The following is a 25,687-nucleotide window of genomic DNA, read 5'->3' as shown; positions in this document are numbered from 1 at the left end:
CCACCGACTGGGACACGGTGTCGGTGTGGGTGGTGCCGTAGCCGTCGAGCCAGGCGTCGTAGCTGCCCGAGTGGGCCGGCTCCGAGCTGGAGTTGCTGATGACGCCGGAGGACGCGGTCCACGGGGACGCGGTGCCGGTCTCGAAGCCGGGGTTGCCGAGCTTCTGGCCGGTGCTGGTGCAACCGGAGCCGCCGCCCGAGGCGTTGACGGTCCAGGTGAAGGACGTCTGGCCCGAGGCGGTGCCGGAGGTGGCGGTGACCGTGACGTTGGCGGTGCCCGCCGTGGTCGGGGTGCCGGAGATCAGGCCCGTGGACGAGATCGACAGGCCCGCCGGGAGACCCGTGGCGGAGTAGGTCAGGGACTTGCTCGCCGAGTCGGTCGCCGAGATCTGCTTCGAGACCGCGGTGCCCACCGTGGTGGTCTGGTTGCCCGGGTTGGTGACGCTCACCGTCTCGGTCCCGCTGCTGCCGCCCGCGGTGAACGCGGTCAGGCCGTTCGGGGTGCCGAGGCCGGTCGGGCCGTCGTAGCCCACGCCGGCGGTGCACAGGTAGCTCGGGGAGCAGCCGCTGCCGCTGTTGGTGCCGCTGGTGACGTCGTTCAGCGCGCTGGTGTGCTGGTACGGGTACTTGGACGGGTAGTCGCCGCTGCCCGGGGTGCCCGCGTCGGCGTACACCGAGGCGATGATCGGCGAGGAGGCGCTGGTGCCGCCGTAGACCTGCCAGCCGGAGGCGCCGTAGCTGTCGTAGACCGCGACGCCGGTGGCCGGGTCGGCGACGGCGGAGACGTCGGCGATGGTGCGGTTGGAGCAGCCGGTGTCGGTCTGCCAGCTGGGCTTGGGGTCGTAGGCCGAGCAGCCGGAACCGGTGCCCTCGGTGCTGGAGGTGTACCAGACGCTCTCGCTCCAACCGCGGCTGTTGGACGCGTGGCTGAGCGAGGTGCCGCCCACCGAGGTGACGTACTGGGACGCGGCCGGGTACTCCGCGCCGTAGGCGCCGTCGCCCGCGGAGGCGGTGATGGCGACGCCGGGGTGCTTGAAGTAACTGCTGTCGGCGGACAGGTCGGAGGAGTCCTCGGAGCCGCCGTAGCTGTTGGAGACGAACTTCGCGCCCAGGGCGACGGCTTCGTTGACGCCGGTGCCCAGGTCGCTCATGTTCGCCGAGGAGGCCTCGACCAGGACGATGTGCGCGTCCGGCGCGATCGCGGAGACCATGTCGAGGTCGAGGGAGATCTCGCCGGCCCAACCCGAGTCGGCGGTTGGGTAGTTGGTGCCTCCGTTCTCGTCCACCTTCTTGAAGCAGCCGTTGGCGGTGGTGCAGGCCGGCAGGCCGTACTGGCTGCGGTAGGCGGCCAGGTCGGACTCGGCGTTCGGGTCGTCCTGCGCGTCGACGACGGCCACCGTCTGGCCCGCGCCCCCGCCCGCGGGCAGGTTGTAGGCGCTGAGCAGGTCGCTCGGGCCGTAGCCGGAGGGCGTGGCCATCGGGGACACCGCGTGGGCGGTCAGTGCGTGCGGCTCGGCGATGTCGGTCCGCGCAAGCGCCAGGCAGGACATCATCCGCACGTGCGCGGGGGCCGCGCACAGGTGCTTGACGTGCGCGGCGGACGACGTACTGGCTGAGGCCGGAGCGGCCGCCGCGAGCGCGCCGACGACGGCGGCGGCGAGGCCCGCGGTGGCGACGCGGGGCAGTCTGAGCTGGGCGATGCCCATGGAGATCCTGGGTCCTCTCTCTGTTCGGCCGTCCCGAGGGCGGTGCGCACTATGTCGTGCGCATGCCAATCAGCCGCACACGGCATGGCCAGTGCGTCAGGGGGCGGGATGTCACCACAAGGCGTGGTGCGCCTTGCTGTGAAAAGGGAAGCAGCGCGTGCGGACGCGCGTCAATGAGGCCTCAGAAGGTTTTCACAGGAATGTAGGACTCCCTTCGTTACTGCCCGGTAAACCCCGCTGCTGAGCGCTTGTCAACGCGCGTAGCGCGTCTGTGTGCGACGGATTCACAGCCGCCGGGCGTTGACTCAGAAGAAACTCAGAGGAACCATCGCTTCCACTGACTGGAGCGAGATCTGACGGACGATCGGGGGGACGCGGTGAAACGTGACGTGCCGGACATGTCACGACAGGGCGCCGTGTACTGCCGGGTGGCGCACCGGAAGTCCCCGCGGCAGGTGGGGGTCGATCAGCGCGAGGCGCTGTGCCGCGAGTTGGCCGCCCGCGAGGGGATCCGCGTCGCGCCCAGGCGGGTGTTCTTCGACGCGCAGGCGGCGAGCTGGTCGGCGGCCGGCTCGTCCAGGTCCGGTTGGGGCGCGCTGCTGCGGGAGCTGACGTCTGGTCAGGTCAGGCACGTCGTGGTCTTCGATGTCCACGAACTCGAGCGGCACCATCCGCGGGACCTGGCCGAACTGCTGGCCCTCGCCGAGCGCCACGGCCTGGTGCTGCTGGATCCGGTCGCGCCCGGAGGCGGCGCCGATCTCAACCGCGCCGACCGCCGCCGCGCGCTGCTCGAGAGCGCCCGGAGCGCGTGCCGGGGCAGGCAGCGCCTCGCCGACTCGGTGCGGGCCGCGCAGGCGGACGAGGCGTCGTCCGGCAGGCCGCACGGCGGGGGAAGGCGCGCCTACGGCTACACCCTGGGCGAGTACGCCCTCGTCCCGGAGGAGGCGGACGTCGTCGCCCGCATCTACGCCTGGTTCCTGACGGGCCGGACCCTGTCGTGGATCGCCCGCGAGCTGTCGGCCGAGGACGTCCCCACGGCTGCGGGCGGCCGATGGACCTCGACGAAGGTCGCCCGGATCATCGACGCGCCCCGGTACGCCGGGCTGCGGGTGACGACGGGGGAGATCGCGCGTGCGGCGGACGGCGCGCCGGTGCGGGCCGCCTGGAAGCCGTGCGTCAGCGTGGCCGACTGGGACGCGGCGAGGGAGCTGCGCGGACTCAGCCGGCAGAGGGCCCGCGAGAGCCGCCCGACCGAACGTCACTACCCGCTGACCGGCCTCGTCCGCTGCGGGCGCTGCGGGCACCGGATGGTCGGCTCGGCCGTCGACGACTACCCCACCTACGCGTGCACCGGACGTCGGGTGGCGGGCCGCGAACCCTGCTTCCGGTACATCAGCGCGGCCCGGCTGGAGGAACTGGTCGACCAGGAGATCCTCGACCTCCTGGAGGCCGTCGACGGCGGTGACGGCATGGACGGAGCGGACGGCGCGCGTCCCCACGGCATGTCCGGGTCCGCGCCCGCGGCGGTGCTGGACGCGAGGACGGCCGAGGCCCGCCGGCGCGACCAGGCCCGGCTCGCCGAGTTGCCCGCGCCCAGCCGCGAGCGTGAGGAGGTGACGGCGCGGATCCGCGCAGAGAACCGGGCAGTCGTGCTCCGCGCCCCGGACGCTCTCGCGGACCTCGGCGGACGTCGGCTCTCCCCCTCGGCATGGCGGCGCCTGCCGTCGTCCCAGCAGGCGGAGGTGCGGCGGTACCTGATCGGCCGTATCGAGATCGGCCCGGTCGCCGGCCCGCGCAGCGTCTTCGACCCCGACCGGGTCCGCCTCGTCCCCCACGCTGTCTGACCTGGCGCGGACCGAACGCACCGTCTGGGCCGCCCGGCGCGCGTGAACCTGGCCGCGTCCCCACGCTCACCCTGACGGTTCGGGGGCGGGCTCCGGGGCGGCGTCGGCGCTCTGCGACCGTCGCCTGAGGGCGTGCAGCACGACCGCCGTCACCGTTCCGGCGACCACGCCGCTGCCGAGGACGGACCGGGCCCACTCGGGAAGCCCGGCGTACAGTCCCGGCGCGGCGACCGGCAGCAGACCTGCCGTCAGCGCCAGGCCGGCGGTCATCGCGTCGGGGGAGCCGCCGAGGCGCAGCCTGCCGAGCATCTCCACGCCCATGACCGTGATCGTCGCGTAGACGACCAGGGCCGACCCGGCGACGACCGCCGTCGGCAGGCCCGCCACCAGCCGGGAGAGCGGCGAGAACACGCCCGCCACGATCAACAGGACCCCGGCGGCGGCGGTGACGTGGCGGCTGTGCACGCCGGTGAGCCGGTTGACACCGATGTTCTCCGAGCTCGTCACCATCGGCGGGGTGCCGAGGACCGCGCCGATGAGGGAGACCGCGGCGTCGGCGCGGGCGAGCCGGGGGACATCCCGGGCGAGGTCGGGCCGCTCGGTGTTGAGGACGGTCTGGCCGGTGGCCTCGGCCAGCGAGGTGAGGCTGAACAGCAGCAGCGGAAGGGCCGCCGACAGGTCCAACGCCGGTGTTCCATAGGGCAACAGGCGTGGCGGCGAGACGCCCGCCCCGCCTGCCGGGGTGAACGCGCCGAGCCCGGTGGCGACCGCGAGGGCGGTGCCGGCGGCCATCCCGAGCAGCACCGCCGACCGCCGCCACGCGCCCCGCAGCATCCGGTGCGCCGCGAAGGTGAAGGCGGCGGTGAGGCCGGCCGTGGCCAGGGCCTGCGGTGGCGCTCCGCCGTCCGGCCCGGCCAGCAGCTGTGCGGAGACCCTCACCATGGACACCCCGACCAGCAGCACGGTCACTCCCAGGACCAGCGGCGGGAAGAGTCGGACCACCTGCCGGTACAGCGGCGTGACCGCGAGCAGCAGCACCGCCGCCAGCAGCACGGAGCCGGAGGCGACGGCCGGGCCGTGGTCGTGCGCGATCTGCAGGAACAGTGCGGTGGCCGCCCCGCCCGGGAGCATCACGAACGGCAGCCGGGCGCCGAACGCCCCCGCCCCCAGCGACTGGAGGACCGAGCCCGCGCCCGAGAGCACCATCACCGCGCCCAGCAGGGAGGCGGTCTGACCAGCAGTCAGCCGCAGTGAGGCGGCCATCAGAAAGGCGGCGGACACGGGCGTCCCCGCCATGGCGAGAACGTGTTGGACTGCCAAGGGGACGAGCGTCCGCAGCGGCGGCCGATCGTCGGCGGCTCTCGGCCTGGCCGCGGTCGCCGGCTCGGCACCGGATCCGGGCGGGGTCACCGGCGCGGTCACGGGCGCGGTCACGGGCGGGCGTCCAGCCACGGGATCTCCTCGGGGGCGTAGCGGTACGCGCGGAAGACGGCGTTGGGTTCGGCCGGGAACAGCGAGCGGATCTCGCTCTCGGTGTAGGCGCCGAACTGGGGCACGACGTACTCCCAGCACAGGTAGCCGTCGGCGGTCACCTCGAAGATCCGGCCCGCGGGCGAGTCCGTGACGAGGGTGTTGCCGCCCGGCAACCGCTGCGCCGAGCCCATGAACGGCGCGAAGAACGACTCCCGGGCCGGGTCGTGGTACTCCCACACGACCGTGCCGTCGGTCCGGTCGATCTCGATGACGCGTGAGTACGGGACGTCGTGGCCGGGCCGGAAGACGCCGTTGTCGAAGACCAGGACGCGGCGGCCGTCGAGCTCGGTGGGGTGGTGCTGCTGGGAGACCGTGCCGGGCTCGGTGCGCCAAAGGATCTCCCCGGTGGCCCGGCTGATCACCACCACCGCGGAGACGCTGCGCAGACTGGCGAGCACGTTGCCGTCGGAGAGCGGCGTCACCGAGTTGACGAGCGGCCAGTGCTCGCGGGAGTAGTCCGGGTGCAGCGGGTAGGCGTCGCGGTCCAGGTGCTCGGCCGCACGCCAGGTCCAGCGGGTGGAACCGTCCGGCGCGACCTCCGTGATGGTGTCGGCCCACACCGTCGCCTCTCCCTGGGTTCTCGCGCCCGGGGACCCGCATGCCTCGCTGCCCGGGACGCCGCCGAGGACCGACGCGGCCTCCGGGCCGCGCAGGGGTTCCAGCCCGGTGTACAGGACGCCGCCGTCGTCGAGGTGGTGGGCGTCGTGGTGCTGGTACGGGTCCCGGTGCTCCCACAGCACGGTGCCGTCCGCGGCGGCACGGAGCATGACGCCGCCCCGGTACTTGTGCCACATCGGGAAGAGCGCGTCCTCGCCGGGCAGCACGCCGTTGTAGGCGAGCTCTCCGCCGCGCAGGATCCGGGCGTGGCGGCCCGGGCGGTAGGGGAAGCGCCAGCGGTGGGCGGTGCGGCCCTGAAGGTCCACCAGCTGCACCTCGCCGCCGCCGGTCAGCGGCGCGAAGAGGGTGAAGCCGGGGAAGGCCGCGTCGGGGTCGAGGGCGATGAGCCCGCTCCCACGACGGCGGCGCTGGTTCTGGTCGACACGGGGCACGGCTCGCTCCTGTCCGTAGAATCAAACTTTTTTTGATGCTGTCAAAGCTGTTCGACGATAGGAGCGCTGTGTGTCGGCGGTGTTGCAGTCGTACGAAACGTGCCACCCGGGTGCGTAAGGTGGCCGCAGGGAGGAGCGGGAACCATGAGCGAGACGCAACCGGCCGGGGCGCCGGCGAGGGACGAGGGCGGGCCGCCCGAGCCGCCGCTAGGCCGCGTGATCCGCCGTCGGCGCCGCAGCCTCGACCTGACCCTGGCGGCGGTGGCCCGGCGCACCGGCCTTTCCGTGCCCTTTCTCAGCCAGGTCGAGAACGCGCGGGCCCGACCGAGCATGCGCTCGCTGCAACGCATCGCCGACGGACTGGAGACCACCGCGGTCGACCTGCTGGCCACCGCCGAGGCGGGTGAGCGTCCGGTCGACCTCGTCCGCGCGGAAGACGACGCCGGCCTGGCGCGGGACGCCGGGGCGCGGTTCCTGGTCCGTGGCCGACGGCAGCTGCACGCCCTGGAGTTCACCGGCGGCGGCCATCGGGCGGACCGTGAGTTCCGGCACCCCAACGACGAGTTGATGTACGTCGTGGAGGGCGCGGCGGAGGTCTGGGCCGACGGAGAGGTCCACGAGCTGCGCAGCGGCGACACCCTCTACCTGGCGGGCGGCGTCCGCCACCGCTGGCGCAGCGCCGCCCCGGACACCCGCCTGCTGCTCGTCGCGGTCTCCGACCACGTCACGGGAGAGGCCAGGCAGGAAACCTGAAAACACGTCTGATTGTTGTCGCCCGATCGAGTGGCAAACCTGCGGGCGGGGTTCCTTGTCGGGTGCATATGCCCCGAGGCTGCGGGCACGCACCCTGGGGAGGAACGCGATGGAGACGATCGAGCGGGACCTGAACGCGAGCCTTGTGCTGTCGTCGGGCCAACTCGTCCCGTTGGCGGCACGGCTGGCCTACCACGAGGGCGACCCGCTGGGCGTCCGCATGGACTTCCGCGTCGGGGAGGGCCGCTGTCGCTGGATCCTCTCCCGCGACCTGTTGATCGAGGGCCTTTCCCGGCGGGCCGGGGCTGGGGACGTGAAGGTCTGGCCCCTGCGGCGCGACGGCGAGGAGCGCCTGCGGATCCTGCTCGACGCCCCGACCGGTGAGGCCCTGGTCGAGGCGTCGGCCGCGGAGGTCACGGCATTCCTCGACCAGACGCTCGACAGGGTGGCGAAGGGGCAGGAGGTCCTCGACATCGACGCCCTCATCGCCCGCATCCTCAGGCGGAAGGCCCGGCCCATGTGAGGGGGTCGCCGCCGCCGGGTTCGGTCAGGCGGTGGTGAAGACGGTCACCGCCCGGGGGTCGCAGGAGGTGTCGGTCGAGGAGGCCGTTGTCTCCCATGAACGCCATCACCTCGTCGTTCGTGCCACCGCGGATCGCGTCACGCTAGACGCCGTTGAACGGTAGTCCGCGCAGGCGGACACGTCGTCGCAGCAGGTGACGCCGCTCACGGGCAGCATCGCCCCGGCGGCTCCTACGGCATCGTCGCAGGTCGTGATCGCTCTACGCGGGTCGGCGACGGGTGCAGACCGAGGCGTTCCCAGGGCCCTCCCAGGGCGGTGACCGTCAACTCCCGTCCGCTTCCGGCGACTCGGTCTCCGTGCGGTCGCCCAACTGCTCGTCCAGTTGCCCGGCGGCCCACTCGGCCCACTGGGCGGTGTTCTCCGAGCCGCGGATGCCGAACTCGAGGGCGAGCCAGCCGCAGACCTGGACGGGGTCGCCGACCCAGGTGGCGGTGTCGCGGACCTGCTCCAGGGCGGCTTTCCGCGCGGCGTTCTCGCGGGCGAAGTCCTTCAGGTAGGCGACGCCCTCCTCCCGTCTCAGCGTCCACAGGAAGAACACGCGCAGCAGGGCGGCGCTGCGGAAGGCGAGGTCCGGGCCGACCTCGGTCAGCCAGCGGTGCAGTTCCTCGCGGCCGGTGTCGGTGATGCCGTAGTCGCGGCGGTTGCGGGCGCCGGTGCCGGTGACCTCGATCAGGCCGGACTCCTTGAGTTTGGCCAACTCGCCGTAGACCTGGCTCTGTTGAGCGGGCCAGACCATGGACAGCGAGGTCTCGAACCGCTTGAGCAGGTCGTATCCACTGGCCGGCTTCTCGGCGAGGAGGCCCAGGAGGGCGTGGCGCAGACTCATGTCCGCATCGTAACCCTCGACCTTCACCTGTCTGAGTAGACATACCAACTTTGACATGTCAGTCTTCGTATATCGTCGTCTGTCGGCGTCATGCCCACAAGGGGGGTCCTGGTGAACTACGTCCGCGGTTTCGCTCCATGGCTGTGCTACGCGGCTCTGAGTCCGCTCGACTGGCGGCTCGGCATGTGCGCCGCAGCTCTTGCTGCCGTCCTGCTGCTGTCCGCTCAACTCCGGTCCCGCAGCCTGGACTTGCTCGGCGCAGCCACCTGCGCGTTCTTCGTGGCGATGGCCGCCGTCGCGCTCGCCGCCCCCAAGTCCGGCTTGCACACCTGGACCTGCGCGCTGTCCAACGGGGTCCTCGCCGTCACGGCCCTGACCTCGCTGACGGTGCGTCGGCCGTTCACTCTGTCCATCGCCCGCAGCCAGGTGCCCCGGGAGTTCTGGAACGCGCCCCGGTTCATCCACGTCAACATGGTGCTGACCGGCGTGTGGGCCGCGGCCTTCACCGCCGCGGCGGCCGCCTGCGCCTTGATCGTCGAGTACGGCCACGCCGCGGCGCTCCCGCTCGTCGTCGTGCAGGTCCTCGCGTTCGTGGTCCCCTTCGTCTTCTCCGGTCGCTACGCCGACCGGGCCAAGGCCAAGGCCGCCGTGCACACCGCGGGGGAGGCGGCGTGACGGCCGGGACCTCCGCGCTGGGCGCGGACGAGCCGCGCGCCGAGGCGGCCCGGCCCGAGCAGGCGGACGAGGCCGAGCTGGTGAGTCCGGAGCGGCTGATCTACTTCTCCGACGCCGTGATCGCCATCGCCATCACGCTGCTCGCCCTGGAGCTGCCCGTCCCGACGGACGGCGTCCACGGCGACGCCGGGATGCTCCACTTCCTGCGCGGGCACCTGACGGAGTACGCGGCGTTCCTGATCAGCTTCGCGGTCGTCGCCATGCACTGGCTGTTCCACCAGCGCCTGTTCCGCTACGTCAAGGGCCTGACAGGCGGCGCGATCCAGTGGAACCTGCTGTGGCTGCTCATGATCGTCCTGATGCCCTTCGCGACCAAGCTGCTGACCAGTGAGGCCGACGCGTTCCGGGTCCAGTTCGCCGTCTACGCGGCCGCGCAGACGCTGGCCGGCCTTTTCCTGTGGCAGGCCTTCTCGGCGCTGCGCCGCGCGGGGCTGCTGCGGGAGCACATCCCGCCCCGGATGGTCGGCACCACCCTGACCTGGATCGCCGCAGTGGTGGTGACCTTCGCCGCCTCGATACCCGTCGCGCTGGCGACCCACTCGGCCTCGCTGTGCTGGGCACTGCTCCCGGCGGTCAGGTTCGCCCTGCGCCTCGTCCCCGAGGGGTGGTTCGACCGCACCACGGCATGAGGGCACCGCGGTTCGGCGCTGTCAGCCAACGCTCAGAGGATTCTCAGAAGATTTAGCCGCCGGACTCTGTTCAGCGTGTCCGTGTCAGCCCTACTCTCACGTAGGCACCACGTAGCAGGGTGTCACTCCCCGTGCGTGTCGCCTGTGTCCTGGGCGTGTATGGGGCGTCAGCACGTGCACTTCGTTTCCCTGAACCGGAATGGCACCGCTTCTGACGTCCCGTCAGCTTTTGGTGCCGTTCCCCTTCGTCCTCAGGAGGGTGCGGGTTGTTTACCCAGGACTCCGCGCGCCGCATGCGCGCACTCGGAAGGACCGTGGCCGCGTCGGCCGCGGCCGCGACGGTGGCCCTGTTCGGCCTCACGGCGGTCGCGCCGGCGCAGGCCGCCACCGCGAGCGGCACGACGTCCTACCACCGGCAGTGCCCGGAGGCGCCGACCGGCTTCGCCAGCTGCAACGCACTGAAGCGCACCGACGTGAAGCCGGAGTTGGCGCACGGCGCAGCCACGCCCCTGGCCACGGTGTCGGGTTACGGCCCGAGCCAGCTGCAGTCCGCCTACAACCTCGCCTCGGCGTCCGCCTCGAACGGCGGCGGCGAGACGGTCGCGGTCGTCGACGCGTACGACTACCCGAGCGCGCAGAGCGACCTGAACGCCTACCGCAGCCAGTTCGGCCTCCCGGCCTGCGGCAGCGGCTGCTTCACCAAGCTCAACGAGAACGGAGCGACCAGCCCCCTGCCCTCGCCAGCGCCTTCCAGCGACGACTGGACCGGAGAGGAGGCGCTGGACATCGACATGGTCTCCGCCATGTGCCCCAACTGCCACATCATCCTGGTCGAGGCGAACTCGGAGAGCAACGACGACCTCGGTGCGGCCGTGAACGCGGCCGTCAACGCGGGCGCCAAGTTCGTCTCCAACAGCTACGGCGGCAGCGAGGCCTCCAACGACACGACCTACGACACCGAGTACTACGACCACCCCGGTGTCGCGGTGACCGCCTCCTCCGGTGACAGCGGCTACGGCGTCGAGTACCCCGCCGCCTCCCAGTACGTGACCGCGGTCGGCGGCACGTCGCTGTCCACGGCCTCCAACTCCCGGGGCTGGACCGAGTCGGTGTGGTCGACGTCCTCCAGCGAGGGCGCCGGGTCGGGCTGCTCGGCCGACGACCCCAAGCCGAGCTGGCAGAAGGACACCGGCTGCTCCAAGCGCACCGTCGCCGACGTCTCGGCCGTGGCCGACCCGGCCACCGGCGTGGCCGTGTACGACACGTACAACAACAACGGCGGCTGGAACGTCTACGGCGGCACGTCCGTGGCCTCCCCACTGATCGCCGCTGTCTACGCGCTGGCCGGTACCCCGGCCGCGGGCACCGACCCGGCGTCCTACCCGTACGCCCACACCTCGGCGCTGAACGACGTGACCAGCGGCTCCACCGCGAGCTGCTCGCCGGCGTACCTGTGCACCGCTGAGGTCGGCTACGACGGCCCGACCGGTCTGGGCACGCCGAACGGCGTCACCGCGTTCCAGAGCGGCTCCTCCACCGGCAACACCGTCACCGTGACCAACCCGGGCAACCAGTCCGGCACGGTCGGCACGGCGGCGTCGCTGCAGATCTCCGGCTCCGACTCCGGCGGCGCGGCCCTGACCTACACCGCCACCGGTCTCCCGGCGGGTCTGTCGATCTCCTCCTCCGGTCTGATCTCCGGCACCCCGACCGCCGCGGGCACCTCCTCGGTGACGGTCAAGGCGACCGACAGCACCGGCGCCTCCGGCTCGGCGTCCTTCACCTGGACCGTCAACGCGCAGGGCGGCACGGAGACCGTCTCCGTGGCCAACCCGGGCAACCAGTCCGGCACGGTCGGCACGGCGGCGTCCCTGCAGATCTCCGGCTCCGACTCGGCCGGCAAGTCGCTGACCTACTCGGCGACCGGCCTGCCGACCGGCCTGAGCATCTCCTCCTCCGGCCTTGTCTCCGGCACGCCGACCACGGCGGGGACCTACAGCGTCACTGTCACCGCGACCTCCGGCACCGCCTCCGGCTCGGCGTCCTTCACCTGGACCGTCGCCGCCGGCAGCGGCTGCGGCAGCCCGGGGCAGAAGCTGGGCAACCCCGGTTTCGAGTCCGGCAACACCGTGTGGTCCGCGTCCTCGGGCGTCATCGGCCAGAACGGTCCGAGCGAGCCCGCGCACTCGGGCAGCTGGGACGCGTGGCTGGACGGTTACGGCACCACGCACACCGACACCCTGGCCCAGACGGTCACCATCCCGGCCGGCTGCAGCGCGAGCTTCAGCTTCTACCTGCACATCGACACCGCCGAGACCACCAAGGCCACGGCCTACGACACCCTGAAGGTGCAGATCGGCTCGACCACCCTGGCCACCTACTCGAACCTGAACGCGGCCAGCGGCTACAGCCTGAAGACCTTCAACCTGTCCGCCTACGCCGGGCAGACCGTCACCCTGAAGTTCACCGGCAGCGAGGACTCCAGCCTGCAGACGAGCTTCGTGATCGACGACACCGCACTGAACGCCTCCTGATCTGACAGCGCGGGACGAGGCGGGCCCCGGGAGCCGATCCCGGGGCCCGCTTTTCGTCCTGTCCTCAGCCAGTCTGAAAACGGATCGAACGGACATTCCTATCGGGGCTGTCGCATGCGTCACAGGGCCCGGGGGAAGAAGGACTCTGTCCAGCCACTAAGGTAAGCCTTGCCTTGCCCTCAATGGTCTTGTCGGAGGTTGTGCAGTGTACGTCGGTGTGCGGTCGTTGAAGCGATCGGTTCTGTCGGTGGCGGGCCTGTCGCTCGCCGGGCTCTGCGTCCTGCCGCTGAGCGCCTGCGGCAGCTCCGGCAGCTCCGCGGCGTCCTCGTCCGCGTCCGGCGGATCGCTCTCGGGCCAGACCATTACCGTCTACAGCGGCCAGCACGAGCAGACCATGGGCGCCCTGGTGAAGGACTTCACCACGCGCACCGGCATCAAGGTGCAGCTGCGCTCGGGCGACGAGGCGGAGCTGGCCAACCAGTTGCTGGTCGAGGGCCCGGCCTCGCCTGCCGACGTGTACGTGTCCGAGAATCCGCAGACCCTGACGACGCTGGAGGAGAAGGGCCGCCTCGCCAAGGTCGACGCGGCCGCCCTCGCGGCCGTCCCCGCCGCCGACAGCTCCGCCCAGGGCGACTGGATCGGCGTCTCCGCCCGTGAGGCCGCGTTCGTCTACAACACCGGCAAGATGTCCGCCGCCCAGGCCCCGACCTCGGTCAAGGACCTCGCCTCGGCCGCGTGGCAGGGCAAGCTCGGCATCGCCCCCTCCGAGACCGACTTCACTCCCATCGTCACCCTCATGATCAAGGCCGAGGGTGAGGCCGCGACCAAGACCTGGCTGGAGGGGCTCAAGGCCAACGGCAAGGTCTACGACTCCAACGAGGACCTGGTCGCCGCGGTGAACCGCGGCGAGGTCGAGGCCGGCCTCATCGACCACTACTACTGGTACCGCCTGCGCGACGAGCAGGGCGCGCCGAACCTTCACAGCGCCATGACCTACTTCGCCCAAGGCGACCCGGGCTCGCTGGTCGACGTCTCCGGCGCGGGCGTGCTCTCCTCCAGCAGGCACCAGGCCGCCGCCCAGGCGTTCCTGACCTACCTGGTCAGCAAGCCCGCGCAGCAGATCATCGCGACCTCCGAGAGCTACGAGTACCCGCTGCTCGCCGGGGTGACCGACACCCGCCTGACCCGGACCTTCCAGCAGGCCGGACCGGTCGACTCGGCCGCCTCCCTCGGCGACGGCAAGCAGGCGCTGGCGCTGATGCAGAGCGTGGGCCTGCTGTCGTGACGACCGCCTCCCCCTCGTCGGCGCCCGTCGCCGCCCGCCCGTCGCACTCCTCGCGGTGGGTCGGGTGGCGGCCGGGCGCCTCGGCGCTTCCGCTCGTCGCCTGGCTGGTGGCGCTCGTGGTGGCCTGCCCGCTGGTCTTCGTCGCGCTGGAGGCCGGGCAGTCCGGCTGGGGCTCGGCCCGTGCGCTGCTGGGCCGCCCGCTGGTGCTGACCCTGCTCGCGCACACGGCCGAGCTGACCGCCGTCGTCACCTCCGCCTCGCTCGTTCTCGGCTTCGGCGCCGCCTGGCTGCTGGAGCGCACCGACCTGCCGCTGCGCCGCACGTTCACCGTGCTCGCCGCGATGCCGCTGGCCATCCCGGAGTTCGTCCACGGCTACTGCTGGGTCTCGCTGATGCCCTCCGTGCAGGGCCTGTGGGGCGCGGCCCTGGTGATGACCTCCTCGCTGTACCCGCTGGTCTTCCTGCCCGTCGCCGCCGTGCTGCGGCGCTGCGACGCGAGCGCGGAGGAGGTCGCCCGCAGCCTCGGACACGGACGGCTGTCCGTGCTGTGGCGGGTCACGCTGCCTCAGTGCCGCCCCGCCCTGGCCGGCGGCGCGCTGCTGGTCTCGCTCTACCTGCTCGGCGAGTACGGCGCGTTCGCGATGCTGCGCTACACCACCTTCGCCACCGCCATCTTCACGGAGTTCGAGACGGCCTTCGACATGGCCTCCGCCTCCGTGCTCGCGCTGGTCCTGATCGCGCTCGCGCTGCTGGTCGTCCTGCTCCAGGCATGGGTGGCCCGGCAGCCCGGCCGCGTCGTGCGCGAGGGCACGCCGAGCCGGCCGGCCGCGCCCGTTCCGCTCGGGCGGGCCAAGCCCTTCGCGGTGCTGGGCATCGTGGCGCTGATCGGCACCGCCGTCGGCGTCCCCGTCTACGCGCTCGCCTACTGGCTGATCAAGGGCAGCTCCACGACGCTGCCCCCGGCCTCCATCTGGTCGCTGACCGCGACCACCCTCGGCTACGCCATCTCGGCCGCCGCCGTCGCCACCGCCGCGGCGATCCCGGTCGCGCTCTACGCCTGGCGTCGCGAGACCCGGCTGGCCCGCGCCGTGGAGCAGACCGTCTTCCTGACCCGCGCGCTGCCCGGCATCGCCGTGGCGCTCGCAGTGGTCTTCTTCGCGATCCGCTACGCGCAGCCGCTCTACCAGCAGGCGCCGCTGCTCGTGGGCGGGTACGTGGCACTGTTCTTCCCGCTCGCGCTGACGGCCGTCCGCTCCTCGCTCGCGCAGGTCCCGCACTCTGTCGAGGAAGTGGCCCGTTCGCTCGGCACCCGGCCGCTGGTCGTCCTGGCGCGCGTCACCGTCCCGCTGATCCTGCCCGGGCTCGGCGCGGCCTTCGCCATGGTCGGCCTGACCGCCAGCACCGAGCTGACCGCCACCCTGCTGCTGCGGCCCACCGGCACGGACACCCTGGCCACCCAGTTCTGGACCTACACCACCGGCCTGGCCTGGGGCGCCGCCGCGCCCTACGCGGCGGTCATGACGGCCCTGTCCGTCCCCGCCGTCCTCCTGCTCACCCGCCGTACCCTCGGCGGCTCCCGCACCCACACCACCAGAGAGGCTGGGCGATGAGCGGCCTGACCGTCACCGACCTGCACGCCCACCACGCGCGTGCCGAGGTGCTGCGCGGCGTCGACCTGGAGGTCAAGGACGGCCGGCTCGCCTGCGTGCTGGGCCCGTCGGGCTGCGGCAAGAGCACGCTGCTGCGCATCATCGCCGGCTTCCACCACGCCACCACGGGCACCGTCACGGTGGGCGACCGCGTCCTCGACGACGGCCGCCGCCGCGAGCGCGCCGAGAAGCGCCGCATCGGCTTCGTCCCGCAGGACGGCGCCCTCTTCCCGCATCTGACCGCCGCCGCGAACATCGGCTTCGGCCTGCCGCGCGGTGAGCGCGCGGCCCGGGTCCCCGAACTGCTGGAGCTGGTCGGCCTCGCCGGGCTCGGCGACCGTCACCCGCACCAGCTCTCCGGCGGTCAGCAGCAGCGCGTCGCCCTGGCCCGCGCCCTCGCGCCCCGACCCGAGCTGCTCCTGCTGGACGAGCCCTTCTCGGCGCTCGACGCGGCGCTGCGCGTCGAGCTGCGCACCGAGGTGGCCGCCGCGCTGCGCCGGGCCGGTGCGACCGCCGTCCTGGTCACCCACGACGTGGACGAGGCGCTGGCCTTCGCCGACCTGGTCGCGGTCATGCGCGACGGCCGCATCGTCCAGTCCGGCGCCCCGGACGACCTCTTCCACCGCCCCGCAGACGCCCATGTCGCCCGCGCCCTGGGCGAGGCGAACCTGCTGCCCGCGACGCTGGCGGACGGCCGGGCGGCGACGCCGCTCGGCGCGCTGCCCGTGGACTCCGCCGCCCCGGCGAACGGCCGGGCGACCGTCCTGCTGCGTCCCCGGCAGCTGCGAGTCACCGACAGCCGCGACGGCGTCGACGCCCCCGGCACGCTGCTCGGCCAGGTCGCCGCCGTGCACTTCCGCGGTCACGACTTCCGCGTCGAACTCACCCCGGCCCCCGGCAGCGGCGTCGACGCCCCCCTCGTCGCCTACACCGACACCGCCCCGCCCCCTCCCGGCACGGACGTGCTCATCACCGCCACCGGCACCGCCCACCCCCTCCCGGCCACGTCCGACGCCGCGTCGTCCCCCGTCGCGGACACCCTCACGGCCGGCGACACCCCGGCCCGCGACCACGCCACCGTCGACGGGCACTGAGCGAAGGCAGGTCCTGGGCGGGCGGGTCCTGCGTCAGGAGCGCGCAGGAGCAGAGAGCAGCAGCAGTCGCAGGGCGTCGAAGTACGCGCAGACGCCGAGCGCCCCGAGGGCGGCGGGCTGGCATGAGCCCAGGGTGTCGTCGCGGTCCTCCGTTACCGGTTCGTCGTTGAGCAACGAGAACTGGCGTGCTGTCGCTTTTCCTTCGGGTAATCCGGCCCCCAAGATCATGCGTGCAAGGGTAGCGAAGCCCGCCCGGCCTCTTGTCTCAATTGGTCAGGCGGACAAGTTGGTTGGGACCACACGCCCGCCCGCTCAGCGCCGCGTTCGCCGCGCGGGCGGCAGCGACCCCAGGGCCGGTGCCGTGGTCGGGTGGGTCGCGAGCAGCGGGAGGCCGGTGGGGACGGGGGCGGTCGGCCCAGGGGCGTCGCAGCCCAGCAGGCGGGCGGCGGCGTCGCACGTGGAGTGGTGCTTGGCGAGCAGGGCGAGGCCTTCGGCCCGGGCGGCGCCCGCGCCGGGCTCCGCGGCCGCTCCCGGGCGGTCGGCTGGTTCCGCGGCCACGCCGCACCTCCTGCCCGTCGTCCGTCACACCCGCACCCTCTCTTTCAGGCTGATCAGCGGTTCGGGACGGGTAGACCGCTGCGGTTCCGTGAGCGCCGCGCCGGGCCGGGACCTGCGCACGTTGTGCCCGGATACCGCCGTATCGGGCCCGTCCGGGCCGGGCATAGACAGGCATAGACAGGCACGGACAGGAGGGGCCCGGGGACGGCGGAGCCGTACCGGTGGAGCGGCCGGGTCGCGTGGAGGAGAAGGGGAGACTGTGGTGACGCTCGCGGTGACAGGGCACAGGGATCTGACCGACCAGACCGCCGAGCTCGTCCGCGCGGAGCTGCGCAAGCTCCTCGCCACGCGCGCGGCCGACGGCCCGCTGGTGGGCCTCAGCTGTCTGGCCGCCGGGGCGGACACGATCTTCGCGGAGGAGCTGGTCGACGCGGGCGGCGAGCTGGTGGTGGTGTTCCCGGCCCGGGGCTACCGCGAGAACCGCGGCCACGCCGCGCACGCGCCCAGCTTCGACCGGCTGGTGCGCGCCGCCGTCGAGGTGCAGGAGCTCCACTTCAGCGAGGTCTCGCAGGAGGCGTACCAGGCGGCCAACGAGGTGCTGCTGGCCCGCGCGGACGTGGTCGTCGCGGTCTGGGACGGGCGGCCGCCCGCCGGTCCCGGCGGCACGGGGGAGCTGGTGCAGCGCAGTCGGGCCGCGGGCGTCGAGGTGGTCAGAGTCTGGCCGGAGGGCGCCGCCCGCACCGGCGGGCAGGGAGGATAGCGGGCGTTCGGCTGCCGCACCGTCAGATGCGGACCGTCTTCCCCGACCCCGCCGGATCTGGGAGGCTGGCGCGCGGCGCCATCGCCGCCACCGTCGCCCCAACGTCCGAACGTCCCAAGGAATGACCGTGCGCCGTCCCGTCCTCGCCCTGACCACCGTGCTGCTGGCCGCCGCGCTCGCGGGCTGCTCCCACGTCTCCGGCGACGCCGCCGGGGGCCGCGCCTCCGCGGGAGCCTCCGCGGGCGGCTCGCAGGCGGCCGGCGACGCGGCCGGACCGCTCGCAGAGGGGCCCGGGCCGCAGTCCCACTACACGGTGGCGTCCCAGCCCGCCGCCGACAGCTGCCACTACGGGGACCAGGACGGTCAGCCGCTGCCCGACGCCAGGTGCACGCCGGGCGCCGTGTCGCCCGCCGTCACGCAGGCGGACCTCGGCGACACTATCTGCCGCAAGGGCGGCTACACCGGCGGGATCCGGCCGCCGGCGTCGGTCACCGACGCGGAGAAGCGCAGGAACGCCGCCTCCTACGACTTCACCGGCTCGCTGCACGACGCCGAGTACGACCACCTGATCAGCCTGGAGCTGGGCGGCGACCCGAACGACCCGCGCAACCTGTGGGTCGAGCCCCCGTCCCCGGGCCACAAGCCGGGCGCGGGCCCGAACAACCCGAAGGACGCCATCGAGGCCGAGCTCCACACCGCCGTCTGCGGCGGCAAGGTGACGCTGGCTCAGGCCCAGCAGGCCATCGCCTCGGACTGGGTCACGGCGGAGTCCCGGCTGGGCCTGAAGTAGGCTCCTCGGCCGACTACCTGGCTCCTGCGAGGACCTTGCCCTCGGTGGAGAGGATGCCGTTCCGGTAGTCGAAACGCGGGGTGTTCGAGAAGATCAGCCAGACGTACTTGAAGTTCTCCGCGAACCAGTAACCCGGCGTCAGGTCCCCGTGCCGGACGGACGACGAGGTGACGTGGTCCGCGACGGTGTAGCCGCCGGGGACGCGCAGGCGGGCGCGGACGTTCTCGAACCAGCGCCACGCCGCCTGCTTGTAGCTCGCCGCTCCGGTGATCCGCCACAGGTCGAAAGCGGAGTTGGCGTACTCGGGGCGGAGCTGGCTGCCCTGGTCGACGATGCCGAAGTCGGAGTAGTCGATGGTCTCCGGCAGGACCGGGTAGTGGTCCATCGCGGCGGTCCAGGAGCGGAAGTAGGAGGCGGCCCGGCCGAGGTCGCCTCCCTTGCCGAGCAGACCCGCGTAGAAGGCGGCGAGTTCGGACTGGTGGGTGGGCCCGGTGCGGCGGCCGGTGTTGGCGTCGACGCCGCGGAACCACAGGCGGCCGCCGCGCACCTCGGACTGGTGGGTCACGATCGGACGGGTGAACTCCTGATACCAGCTGGTGAGCTGACTGTCCCCCAGCAGGCGGCCGCCGCCCCACAGGTACTCGTAGAACGAGTCCACCGGCGGGTTGGGGGCGGTCGAGACATGGTCGAGCCAGCGGCCCGTCTCGGCGTCGATGGTGGTGCCGAGCAGGTCGAGGGAGCTGCGGCGGGACAGCACCGCGCGGTAGGCGCGCATCGCCGCGTCGTAGTAGCGGGAGTCGCCCACCAGTTGCGACAGCAGGCCGAACTCCATCACGTTGGTTCCGGCTTCGGCCAGTGCGACCTGGCTGCCCTGCACCTGGCCGGTGCGCAGGTTGACGTGGGTGTAGGGGATGCCGGTGGGGGAGGAGGTGAAGGCGGGCAGCAGCCGGTTCGCGAACTCCCGGGCCAGGGAGAGCAACACGGCGCTGCCCGTGGTCAGGTGCCCGGCGAGCAGACCGCCGACGAGGCGGATGATGGCCTCGAACACGTGGATGTCCACGTCCTGCGTCGGGTCGAGGTTGTTCTCCACCCAGCTGCGGGCCTGCGCCAACTCGGCGTCGCACTCCATCAGGTAGAGGGTGTCCAGGGCCTCGACAATGGAGAGGCCGAAGCTGTGGCCCTCGGCGAAGAAGTCGTTGTGGTCGCCGCTGAGCGGGCGCAACTCGTCGTAGCCCCAGGCCTTTGCGGTGTAGCCGTACCAGCCGTGCAGGTACTCGGCGCGGATCGCGGCCGCGGCCGTCGCGTCGGTCGGCATCGCGGCGAGCGGGGCGGGGGACGCCGACCGGCGGCGGCGTTCCGCGGCGGCGGCCTGGTGGACTCCTGGCACGGCCGCCGCCGTCGTCAGCAGTGCCGAGCCTGCGGCGGAGCCGAGTACGAGGCGGCGGGAGGGGCGGGGCAGCCGTGGCGACGGGGAGTGATCGAGCATGCACGCAAAGGTATGACCGCCGTCCAGGCGTCAATCCGCCACATCATCGTGTCGTCGTGAATACCGCACGGACGGGTGACATCCTGGCGGGTGCATGCCAGAATCGTCGGGCCCTGGACGGCGCAGGTCGCAACCCGCCGCCCAGGGCGTTCGCCGGGCCCCGCGATCCCGGCCGGGGCGCTACTGGTGCCGCGCGTGCAGCGCGGCCGTGTGCTGCCTGATCTGTTCCTTCGTCAGGTACGAGTCGGTGTACTCGAAGTCTCGCAGCCGCGCCGGACGCCGGGCCTGGAAGCCGGTGCGCACGTAGTCGTCGCCGGCCACCGCGTTGAGCAGCCAGTTGGTCATCACCCGGACCTTGGCGACGTTGGTCCGCAGCGCCATCAGGTGGTAGCCGCGCGCCACCCCCTGCGCGGCGACGCCGTGCAGCTCGATGCCGAGCGGCTTGGAGACGGCGTCCGCCCCGCCCAGGTCCACCACCAGACCGAGGTCCTTGTGGAAGTAGGGCTTGGTCTCCTGCCCCCGCAGCAGGGCGATGATGTTGTCGGCGACCACCTTGCCCTGACGCTGCGCGTGCTGGGCCGTGGGCGGGCAGACCGCGCCGTCCCCGCTGGCGAGGTCGGGCACGGCGGCGGCGTCCCCGAGAGCGAAGACGCCGTCGCACTGCGGCACGCGCATCTCGGCGGTCACCGCGAGACGCCCGCGCACCGTCTCCGCGTCCAGGGTGCCTACCAGCGGGCTGGCGGCGACGCCGGCGGTCCAGATCAGCGTGCGGGCGGGCACCACCCGGCCGTCGGTGAACTTGACCGACTCCTCCCCGGCCTCCGCGACCGAGACGCCGAGCGAGATCTCGATGCCGCGCTTGCGCAGCAGGTCCATCGCCTCGGTGCCGAGCATGTCGCCGAGCTCCGGCATCAGCTTCGGGGCGATGTCGACCAGGTGCCACTTGATCAGGTTCGGGTTCAGCCGCGGGTAGCGCTTGACCGCGTTCGCGGTGACACGCTGCAGGCACGCCGCCGTCTCCGTGCCGGCGTAGCCGCCGCCGACCACGACGAAGCCGAGGCGCGAGATCCGCTCCTGCTGGGTGGTGGCCGCGTCCGCGAGGTCGAGCTGCGACAGCACGTGGTCGCGCACGTACGCGGCCTCGGCCAGGGTCTTCATCCCGCGCCCGTACTCGGCCAGCCCGGGGATGTCGAAGGTGCGGGTCACGCTGCCCGGCGCGAGCACCAGGTAGTCGTACGGCTCGGCGACCATCTCGTCGGTGATCTTCCGGGCGATCACCATCTTCGCCTTGTCGTCGATGCCGATCGCGCCGCCCGGGACGATCCGGGTCCGGCGCAGCATCCGGCGCAGCGAGACCGCGACCGACTGCGGCGTCAGCACACCGGCCGCGACCTGCGGCAGCAGGGGGAGGTAGAGCTCGTAGCTGAACGGCGCGATCATCGCGATCTCTGCCTCGCTCGGTGCGAGCTGGCGCTCCAGCCGCCGCGCGCACTCGACGCCGGCGAAGCCGCCGCCGACCACCAGGATCCGGGGTCGTTCCATCGTGCCCATCCCTCACGGTCGTGGTCGCTGTCCTGCGGGCGAGCGTGGCCCCCTTGGCCACAGGGGACCGGCGGGCAGCCGGGGCCGCCGGGTGTCACCGCTCCCCGCCACACTGGCACGCTCCCGGATCCCTCGCCACCGCGCAAGACCGTCCGACGGAGCGGTGCGGAAGCGGCGGGGGAGCGCCGAGGGAGCGGTGCCGGAGCGGGCGGTGAGGCCTCAGCCGGTCGAGCCGTCCCTGCCGCCGTCGCCGTCCCCATCCCCGTCCCCGTCCGCCAGGGAGAGCTCGACGACGGCGCGCCCGCAGCGCAGGAACGCCCGGGCGCGAGCCCCGCTCCCCACGGCCCCGATCCGAGCCCGGTGTTCGGCCAGCACCTCAGGCAGGCCCCGCGACAGCCGGGGTGCGCCGCCCGCCGTCGCCGCCGGAGACCGCGGCCCGGGACCGCGGCCCGGGACCGCCGTCGGCGACCGCGCTCCCTGACCGCCGTGCCTGTCCGCTCTCTGTACCGGCCGTCCGCGGCCCCGCCCCAGGTCGGTGCCGCGCTCGCCGGGCGTCGCCGCAGGACGGAAGCCCGCGGGCCGGGCACTAGGGTGGTGCGCATGTTGCGAGAGGTGACGGCGGATCGGTACGTGACGCCGCTGCGGGAGGGCGGCTCCCTGCCGGGTCTGGTCGAGGCCGGGGCGGGCGGCCTGTGGGTCGCCAAGTTCGTCGGCGCCGCGCAGGGCCGCAAGGCGCTGGTCGCGGAGGTGGTGAGCGGCGAGCTGGCGCGACGGCTCGGGTTCCGCGTGCCGGAGCTGGCGCGGATGGAGGTCGACCCGCGCGTCGCCGTCGGCGAGCCCGACCAGCAGGTGCAGGACCTGGTGAAGGCGTCCGGCGGCACCAACCTCGGTATGGCCTACCTCAGCGGCGCCCTGGGCTTCGACCCGCTCGCCTTCCCGGTGGACCCGAAGCTCGCCGGGCGCGTCGTCTGGTTCGACGCCCTGATCGGCAACGTCGACCGCTCCTGGCGCAACCCCAACCTGCTGGTCCACGGCGGCGAGCTGTGGCTGATCGATCACGGTGCCAGCCTGATCTTCCATCACAACTGGCCTCGGGCCGCCGCGTCCGCGCGCAAGGGCTTCGACGCCTCCGACCACGTGCTGCTGCCCTTCGGGCCGGACGTCGCGACGGCGGACGCCGAGCTCGGCCCGCGGGTGACCGAGGCGCTGCTGCGCGAGGTCCTCGCGCTCGTCCCCGACGTCTGGCTCGACGCCGAGCCGGGCTTCGACGATCCGGACGCGGTCCGCGCCGCGTACGTGGCCCAGCTGGCGGCACGGGCCGCCGGCCCGAGGGAGTGGGTGTCGCTGTGAGCGCGGTTCCGGACACGGGCACGGCCGTGGAGAAGCTGGTCTACGAGTACGCGCTGGTGCGCGTCGTCCCGCGCGTCGAGCGCGGCGAGCAGATCAACGCGGGCGTGCTGGTCTACAGCCGTCAGGCGGGCGTGCTGCGCGCGGCGATCCACCTCGACGAGGGCCGGCTGCTGGCGCTCGACCCGGCGGTGGACCTCGAGGGCGTGCGCGCGGCGCTCGCCGCGGTCGGCCACGTCTGCGACGGCGGCGAGGTGGCGGGCCAGGCCCGCCACGAGGAACCGGGGCGCAGGTTCCGCTGGCTCACGGCGCCGCGCAGCACGATCGTCCAACCGGGCCCCGTCCACTGCGGCCTCTCCCCGGACCCGGCCGCCGAGGCGGACCGCCTGCTCGACCTGCTGGTCCGCTGACGCTCGTCCCGGAGCCGGGCCACCCGCGTTCTCGGCGGTGTGCGGCTTGCGGCCACGGGCAGCTGACGTCCTGCAACTTCCCGCGCGGCGGGGGACTGCCGCGCTACCGTCGGCGCATGACGACCAAGATCACCGAGAGCCCGCGGGAGCGCGTGCGGCGGGCGTTCACCGAGCCGGGGGAGTTCCGGACCTCGCCGCTGTACCGGGCGTTGAGCCGGACCGTCGCCGGGGACGACGCACTGCTCGACCTCGCCGCCGGCGGACGGCCGGGCCAGTACCCGACGTTCCTGTTCTTCGGCGCCGTGCACCACCTGCTGCTCACCGATGCCGACGCCAGGGAGCACCCACTCGCCGCGTATTACCCCTCGCTGCTGCCGCCCGGCGCGACCGCCCGGCCCGCGGAGGAGGCCGGGCCCGCGCTGGTGGACTTCTGCGCTCGCCACGCCGACGCGCTGCGCGCGGTCATCGGCACCCGGCTGGTGCAGACGAACCAGGTCCAGCGCGCGCTGGGCCTGCGCTTCGGGCTGGCCGCGATCGCGGCGGAGATCGGGGACCGGCCGGTCCACCTGATCGAGGTGGGCACCAGCGCGGGACTGAACCTCCGGTTCGACCGGTACGGCTACCGCCTCGGCGGGCGTCGTTACGGCGACCCGGACTCGCCCGTCCAGCTCGTCGCCGAGCTTCACGGGAACGGGGAGGTGCCCGACCTCGACGCGCTGCCCCGGCTCGCGAGCGTGCTCGGGGTGGACCTTCACCCCGTCGACGTCCTGGACCGCGACGACCGGCAGTGGCTGCGGGCGCTGGTCTGGCCCGAGAACCAGGACCAGGGGCTGCTGCTGGCCGCCGCGCTGGACCTGGTCGCGGGCGACCCGCCGCCGATCCTGGCCGGGGACGCGATCGACGTGCTGCCGGGCCTGGCGGCCTCCCTGCCCGCGGGCGAGCCGCGCGTCGTCTACCACTCCGCGACGCGTATGCACGTGCCCGCCGAGCGCCTCGACGCGTTCGACGCCGCGATCGCCTCACTCGGCGACACCGGCCCGCTGTGGTGGCTCTCGGTCGAGGAGGCCCCCGACCCGGATCCGCGCGAGGACACCTCCCGCGGGGGCGCCGCGCTCCGCCTGCGCGGCCCGGACGGCGCGAGCCGTGACCTGGCCGTCGTCGAGGGACACCTGCGCTGGGTGGAGACCCTGCCGGTCCCCTCGCCGACGGGCTGACGGCGTCCGTGCGCGTTGCGCACCAGGGTCAAGGACCCCCTCGCTGCTCCGAGGGGGTCTCCGGGTCGGCGGTGTCCCACCGGGAGGGTCGGGGCGCCGGGATGGGCGGCCGCCGCGGGTTGGGCGCTTGCGCCTGGCCGGGCGTCAGCGGCCGAGCCAGAGGTCACGGTTGCCCGCCACCAGGACCCGGCCGTCGGCGAGGGTGGTTGCGGCCGTCGGGGGCTCCGTGCCGCAGCCGAGGCTGACGCGTCGCCAGTTGCCGCCGGGCGCGCCGTCATCGGCCGGGAGCCAGAGCACACCGCAGTACCGCGGGCGCTTGGCCACGCCCTGGGGGATCGGTTCGCTGCCGACGAGGACCGGGCGGCCGGTCGCGTCGACCGTGGCGGCGACCACGTCGCCGTTGCCGAGCGCGTGCGGATCGCTGAGCTGCCAGTGCCGCGCGTCCGAACTGGTGAGGACGACGGGCTGATCGGGCGAGCCGGCCTGGTAGACGCCGCCGTATGCGATCCAGAGCCCGTGGGCCCGGACGACCCCGATGACAGTGGTGCCGGGCGGAATGCCCGCGGCCTGGGACAGCGACCAGTGCGCTCCGCCGTCCGCCGAGTACCAGACGGGCAGGCGGCCGTCCGGCTGCCGGTTGAAGTAGTTCGACGCGATTCCGCCGACCGCGACGACATCGGGGCCGTCGGTCGCGAGACCGGTGATCGGGCTCGCGGTGAAGGCCGCGGTCGGGGCGGGCAGGGAGACCCGTCGGACGGTCGCCCCGACGTCGTCGGAGGTCCACAGCACCGGGTGTTCGACCCGGCTGAGGTAGAGCTCGCCGGCGATGAGCAGCCGGCCGCCGCTGCGGGCGACGGCATGGACGCTGCCCTGGTCCTCGGATTCGCTGTCGGGGTTCGCCGGGACGGGCAGGCCCAGTGTGGCGAGCTCCTTCTCCGTGACGCCGTGCGCGTCGAAACGCGTGACCCGGTCGGCGACCGCGATGAGGGAGCCGTCGCTCCAACGCAGCACGGCCTGGCCGAACACGCCGCCGCCGTTCCACCCGCCGTCCGCCGCGGGCGGCCCGTCGGAGCCCGCGGCCGAGTCCCCGCTGCCAGGGGCCGGACTGAGGCGCAGTTCGGTGCAGTCCTTCTTCCCTGCGGCGATCCGCCAGTTCGCGGGGACGTCGCGGTAGCCGTTCGCGTAGGTGCCGATGCCGAGGACGCAGGATCCGTCGGGAAGCAGCGTGCGAAGACCCTCACCGGGGGCGACGTAGTCGCTCGCGCCGGGCCACTGGACGGCACCCGGATAGGCGGTGAAGCCCAACAGCGCCGCGGGGGTACCGCTGTGGTCATCCGGCGTCGCGCCCGCCGCGGCAGAAC

The 25,687-nt window shown here is 73.1% G+C and carries 23 protein-coding genes; 14 read left to right on the top strand and 9 right to left on the bottom strand.

Annotation, left to right across the window (positions count from 1 at the left end; translation table 11 throughout):
- The coding region (locus tag TR48_RS31635; protein ID WP_042373783.1) for a putative Ig domain-containing protein at nt 1-1,705 on the bottom strand (1,705 nt) is incomplete at its 3' end.
- A 398-nt stretch (nt 1,706-2,103) separates the two neighbouring features.
- Here TR48_RS31635 and TR48_RS31630 point away from each other — a divergent pair.
- Nucleotides 2,104-3,549 (top strand): recombinase family protein, encoded by a 1,446-nt coding sequence (locus TR48_RS31630; RefSeq protein WP_084729923.1) that lies wholly within the window; start codon nt 2,104-2,106, stop codon nt 3,547-3,549.
- 66 nt (nt 3,550-3,615) lie between these two features.
- On the opposite strand, the gene TR48_RS31625 is transcribed toward TR48_RS31630, so the two are convergent.
- The gene (locus TR48_RS31625) at nt 3,616-4,869 is read right to left on the bottom strand and encodes a uracil-xanthine permease family protein (protein ID WP_201777184.1); all 1,254 of its coding nucleotides are present in this window, start codon (nt 4,867-4,869) and stop codon (nt 3,616-3,618) included.
- A 110-nt stretch (nt 4,870-4,979) separates the two neighbouring features.
- Nucleotides 4,980-6,131, bottom strand: coding sequence for an outer membrane protein assembly factor BamB family protein (locus tag TR48_RS31620; RefSeq protein ID WP_042373781.1), 1,152 nt, complete (start codon nt 6,129-6,131; stop codon nt 4,980-4,982).
- A 144-nt stretch (nt 6,132-6,275) separates the two neighbouring features.
- Here TR48_RS31620 and TR48_RS31615 point away from each other — a divergent pair, with 144 nt between their 5' ends.
- Together TR48_RS31615 and TR48_RS31610 are read left to right on the top strand one after the other, a co-directional pair.
- Nucleotides 6,276-6,884 (top strand): helix-turn-helix domain-containing protein, encoded by a 609-nt coding sequence (locus TR48_RS31615; protein ID WP_084729922.1) that lies wholly within the window; start codon nt 6,276-6,278, stop codon nt 6,882-6,884.
- A gap of 109 nt (nt 6,885-6,993) precedes the next feature.
- Nucleotides 6,994-7,407, top strand: coding sequence for an SsgA family sporulation/cell division regulator (locus TR48_RS31610; protein WP_042373780.1), 414 nt, complete (start codon nt 6,994-6,996; stop codon nt 7,405-7,407).
- Between the two features lie 322 nt (nt 7,408-7,729).
- Here the strand turns inward: TR48_RS31610 and TR48_RS31605 are convergent, their stop codons facing one another.
- A complete protein-coding gene (locus tag TR48_RS31605) occupies nt 7,730-8,293 on the bottom strand; it encodes a PadR family transcriptional regulator (RefSeq protein WP_042373797.1) in 564 nt (187 codons plus the stop codon).
- Between the two features lie 90 nt (nt 8,294-8,383).
- Here TR48_RS31605 and TR48_RS42535 point away from each other — a divergent pair, with 90 nt between their 5' ends.
- From TR48_RS42535 to TR48_RS31575, 6 genes are all read left to right on the top strand, one after another.
- Nucleotides 8,384-8,968 (top strand): hypothetical protein, encoded by a 585-nt coding sequence (locus TR48_RS42535; protein ID WP_161789945.1) that lies wholly within the window; start codon nt 8,384-8,386, stop codon nt 8,966-8,968.
- Nucleotides 8,965-9,657: a TMEM175 family protein gene (locus TR48_RS42530; protein ID WP_052443208.1), complete on the top strand. Its 693-nt coding sequence runs from the start codon at nt 8,965-8,967 to the stop codon at nt 9,655-9,657. Before TR48_RS42535 ends, TR48_RS42530 begins: the two co-directional genes overlap by 4 nt.
- Nucleotides 9,658-9,950: 293 nt before the next feature.
- Nucleotides 9,951-12,191, top strand: coding sequence for a S53 family peptidase (locus TR48_RS31590; protein ID WP_063771102.1), 2,241 nt, complete (start codon nt 9,951-9,953; stop codon nt 12,189-12,191).
- Between the two features lie 226 nt (nt 12,192-12,417).
- Nucleotides 12,418-13,476 (top strand): extracellular solute-binding protein, encoded by a 1,059-nt coding sequence (locus TR48_RS31585; RefSeq protein WP_152628295.1) that lies wholly within the window; start codon nt 12,418-12,420, stop codon nt 13,474-13,476.
- The gene (locus tag TR48_RS31580) at nt 13,473-15,086 is read left to right on the top strand and encodes an ABC transporter permease (RefSeq protein ID WP_042373779.1); all 1,614 of its coding nucleotides are present in this window, start codon (nt 13,473-13,475) and stop codon (nt 15,084-15,086) included. The genes TR48_RS31585 and TR48_RS31580 overlap by 4 nt, the downstream gene beginning before the upstream one ends.
- Nucleotides 15,083-16,219: an ABC transporter ATP-binding protein gene (locus TR48_RS31575; protein WP_063771101.1), complete on the top strand. Its 1,137-nt coding sequence runs from the start codon at nt 15,083-15,085 to the stop codon at nt 16,217-16,219. The genes TR48_RS31580 and TR48_RS31575 overlap by 4 nt, the downstream gene beginning before the upstream one ends.
- A 33-nt stretch (nt 16,220-16,252) precedes the next feature.
- On the opposite strand, the gene TR48_RS42525 is transcribed toward TR48_RS31575, so the two are convergent.
- Entirely contained in the window at nt 16,253-16,447 is a 195-nt protein-coding gene (locus TR48_RS42525; RefSeq protein WP_152628294.1) for a hypothetical protein, read from the bottom strand.
- An 84-nt stretch (nt 16,448-16,531) separates the two neighbouring features.
- Nucleotides 16,532-16,777: a hypothetical protein gene (locus TR48_RS31570; RefSeq protein WP_042373778.1), complete on the bottom strand. Its 246-nt coding sequence runs from the start codon at nt 16,775-16,777 to the stop codon at nt 16,532-16,534.
- A gap of 259 nt (nt 16,778-17,036) precedes the next feature.
- On the opposite strand from TR48_RS31570, the gene TR48_RS31565 reads away from it, so the two are divergent.
- Nucleotides 17,037-17,537: a hypothetical protein gene (locus tag TR48_RS31565; protein ID WP_042373777.1), complete on the top strand. Its 501-nt coding sequence runs from the start codon at nt 17,037-17,039 to the stop codon at nt 17,535-17,537.
- Nucleotides 17,538-17,658: 121 nt separating this feature from the next.
- Nucleotides 17,659-18,327, top strand: coding sequence for a hypothetical protein (locus TR48_RS31560; protein ID WP_042373776.1), 669 nt, complete (start codon nt 17,659-17,661; stop codon nt 18,325-18,327).
- A 13-nt stretch (nt 18,328-18,340) separates the two neighbouring features.
- On the opposite strand, the gene TR48_RS31555 is transcribed toward TR48_RS31560, so the two are convergent.
- Together TR48_RS31555 and TR48_RS31550 are read right to left on the bottom strand one after the other, a co-directional pair.
- Nucleotides 18,341-19,813 carry a glycoside hydrolase family 47 protein gene (locus TR48_RS31555; protein WP_042373775.1) on the bottom strand — a complete coding sequence of 491 codons (1,473 nt, stop codon included), beginning with the start codon at nt 19,811-19,813 and terminating at the stop codon, nt 18,341-18,343.
- A 180-nt stretch (nt 19,814-19,993) separates the two neighbouring features.
- A complete protein-coding gene (locus TR48_RS31550) occupies nt 19,994-21,355 on the bottom strand; it encodes an NAD(P)/FAD-dependent oxidoreductase (protein WP_042373791.1) in 1,362 nt (453 codons plus the stop codon).
- A 600-nt stretch (nt 21,356-21,955) separates the two neighbouring features.
- On the opposite strand from TR48_RS31550, the gene TR48_RS31545 reads away from it, so the two are divergent.
- The 3 genes from TR48_RS31545 to TR48_RS31535 all read left to right on the top strand — a co-directional run bounded on the left by TR48_RS31545 (nt 21,956) and on the right by TR48_RS31535 (nt 24,326).
- Nucleotides 21,956-22,705: a HipA family kinase gene (locus TR48_RS31545; protein WP_042373774.1), complete on the top strand. Its 750-nt coding sequence runs from the start codon at nt 21,956-21,958 to the stop codon at nt 22,703-22,705.
- Complete coding sequence (locus tag TR48_RS31540; protein WP_042373773.1) at nt 22,702-23,112, top strand: DUF3037 domain-containing protein; 411 nt, start codon at nt 22,702-22,704, stop codon at nt 23,110-23,112. The genes TR48_RS31545 and TR48_RS31540 overlap by 4 nt, the downstream gene beginning before the upstream one ends.
- Nucleotides 23,113-23,228: 116 nt before the next feature.
- Complete coding sequence (locus TR48_RS31535) at nt 23,229-24,326, top strand: DUF2332 domain-containing protein (protein WP_052443206.1); 1,098 nt, start codon at nt 23,229-23,231, stop codon at nt 24,324-24,326.
- A 144-nt stretch (nt 24,327-24,470) separates the two neighbouring features.
- Here TR48_RS31535 and TR48_RS43790 read toward each other — a convergent pair.
- A partial coding sequence (locus tag TR48_RS43790) for a beta propeller repeat protein (RefSeq protein ID WP_042373772.1) occupies nt 24,471-25,687 on the bottom strand: 1,217 nt, incomplete at its 5' end.

This window comes from Streptacidiphilus neutrinimicus, assembly GCF_000787815.1.
GTDB lineage: Bacteria > Actinomycetota > Actinomycetes > Streptomycetales > Streptomycetaceae > Streptacidiphilus > Streptacidiphilus neutrinimicus.
The sequence above is the reverse complement of the archived record's forward strand: the minus strand, read 5'-3'. Positions and strand labels throughout refer to the sequence as shown.

Excerpts from the sequence above, each read along its gene's own strand:
- TR48_RS31630 (WP_084729923.1), top strand. The coding sequence starts at position 2,104 with ATGTCACGACAGGGCGCCGTGTACTGCCGGGTGGCGCACCGGAAGTCC.
- TR48_RS31560 (WP_042373776.1), top strand. The coding sequence starts at position 17,659 with ATGACCGTGCGCCGTCCCGTCCTCGCCCTGACCACCGTGCTGCTGGCC.
- TR48_RS42535 (WP_161789945.1), top strand. The coding sequence starts at position 8,384 with ATGCCCACAAGGGGGGTCCTGGTGAACTACGTCCGCGGTTTCGCTCCA.
- TR48_RS31610 (WP_042373780.1), top strand. The coding sequence starts at position 6,994 with ATGGAGACGATCGAGCGGGACCTGAACGCGAGCCTTGTGCTGTCGTCG.
- TR48_RS42525 (WP_152628294.1), bottom strand. The coding sequence starts at position 16,447 with ATGATCTTGGGGGCCGGATTACCCGAAGGAAAAGCGACAGCACGCCAG.
- TR48_RS31605 (WP_042373797.1), bottom strand. The coding sequence starts at position 8,293 with ATGAGTCTGCGCCACGCCCTCCTGGGCCTCCTCGCCGAGAAGCCGGCC.
- TR48_RS31535 (WP_052443206.1), top strand. The coding sequence starts at position 23,229 with ATGACGACCAAGATCACCGAGAGCCCGCGGGAGCGCGTGCGGCGGGCG.
- TR48_RS31545 (WP_042373774.1), top strand. The coding sequence starts at position 21,956 with ATGTTGCGAGAGGTGACGGCGGATCGGTACGTGACGCCGCTGCGGGAG.
- TR48_RS31590 (WP_063771102.1), top strand. The coding sequence starts at position 9,951 with ATGCGCGCACTCGGAAGGACCGTGGCCGCGTCGGCCGCGGCCGCGACG.
- TR48_RS31550 (WP_042373791.1), bottom strand. The coding sequence starts at position 21,355 with ATGGAACGACCCCGGATCCTGGTGGTCGGCGGCGGCTTCGCCGGCGTC.
- TR48_RS31615 (WP_084729922.1), top strand. The coding sequence starts at position 6,276 with ATGAGCGAGACGCAACCGGCCGGGGCGCCGGCGAGGGACGAGGGCGGG.
- TR48_RS31575 (WP_063771101.1), top strand. The coding sequence starts at position 15,083 with ATGAGCGGCCTGACCGTCACCGACCTGCACGCCCACCACGCGCGTGCC.
- TR48_RS31555 (WP_042373775.1), bottom strand. The coding sequence starts at position 19,813 with ATGCTCGATCACTCCCCGTCGCCACGGCTGCCCCGCCCCTCCCGCCGC.